This window comes from Salipiger sp. HF18 (assembly GCF_011806505.1).
GTDB lineage: Bacteria > Pseudomonadota > Alphaproteobacteria > Rhodobacterales > Rhodobacteraceae > Salipiger > Salipiger thiooxidans.
The window spans coordinates 1-1,414 of record NZ_JAATOS010000748.1 but is presented as its reverse complement, the minus strand read 5'-3'; the positions used below and the strand labels follow the sequence as shown (position 1 = coordinate 1,414).

Genomic DNA, 1,414 nt, shown 5'->3' with positions numbered 1-1,414 from the left:
GCGCGTCATCGACACCGTCTACCGCTACTGCGGTCAGAAGGAGTCGGTCATCTTCTGTGACCAGATCATGTCCATGGGCTTCAGGGAGGCGTTCAAGGCGGGCATCTCCTTCGGCAAGGACGACATGGTCATCCCCGACAACAAGTGGGAGCTGGTCGAAGAGACCCGCGATCAGGTCAAGGACTTCGAACAGCAGTACATGGACGGCCTGATCACCCAGGGCGAAAAGTACAACAAGGTCGTGGACGCCTGGTCGAAGTGTAACGACAAGGTCACCGACGCCATGATGAACACCATCTCGGCCGCCAAGCGCGCCGAAGATGGCTCCGAGATGGAACCCAACTCGGTCTACATGATGGCGCACTCCGGTGCCCGTGGCTCGGTCACGCAGATGAAGCAGCTGGGCGGGATGCGCGGCCTGATGGCGAAGCCGAACGGCGACATCATCGAGACCCCGATCATCTCGAACTTCAAGGAAGGCCTGACCGTTCTCGAGTACTTCAACTCGACCCACGGCGCCCGTAAGGGTCTGTCGGACACCGCTCTGAAGACGGCGAACTCGGGTTACCTGACCCGTCGTCTGGTGGACGTGGCGCAGGACTGCATCGTGCGTGCGCACGACTGCGGCACCGACCGCGCGATCACCGCGGAAGCGGCGGTCAACGACGGCGAAGTCGTCGCGTCGCTCGGCGAGCGCGTTCTGGGCCGTGTCGCGGCCGAGGACATCATGCGTCCGGGCACCGACGAGATCATCGTCCGTCACGGCCAGCTCATCGACGAGCGCATGGCGGATGCGATCGAGGACGCCGGCGTGCAGACCGCGCGGATCCGTTCGCCGCTGACCTGCGAGGCGGACGAGGGCGTCTGCGCCATGTGCTACGGCCGTGACCTGGCCCGCGGCACCATGGTGAACACCGGCGAGGCCGTCGGCATCATCGCGGCGCAATCCATCGGCGAACCCGGCACGCAGCTGACGATGCGGACCTTCCACATCGGCGGCGTTGCGCAGGGTGGCCAGCAGTCCTTCCTCGAGGCGTCTCAAGAGGGCCTGATCGAGTTCGAGAACACCTCGACGCTCGAGAACCTCAACGGCGAGACCCTGGTCATGGGCCGCAACATGAAGCTGCGGATCATGGGCGAGGACGGGGCCGAGCGCGCCAGCCACAAGCTGGGCTACGGCACCAAGCTCTTCGTCAAGGAAGGTGACACGGTCAGCCGTGGCGCCAAGCTGTTCGAGTGGGACCCCTACACCCTGCCGATCATCGCCGAGGCGGATGGTATCGCGCGTCACGTCGACCTCATCCAGGGGGTCGCGGTGCGCGACGAGACCGACGATGCCACCGGCATGACCCAGAAGATCGTGATCGACTGGCGTGCGGCGCCGAAGGGCAACGAGCTCAAGCCGGAAATCATC

1 pseudogene is annotated in these 1,414 nt (G+C 64.6%); it reads left to right on the top strand.

What is annotated here, in order from left to right:
• Positions 1–1,414: pseudogene (locus tag HC022_RS26550) on the top strand (DNA-directed RNA polymerase subunit beta'); the annotation flags it as partial.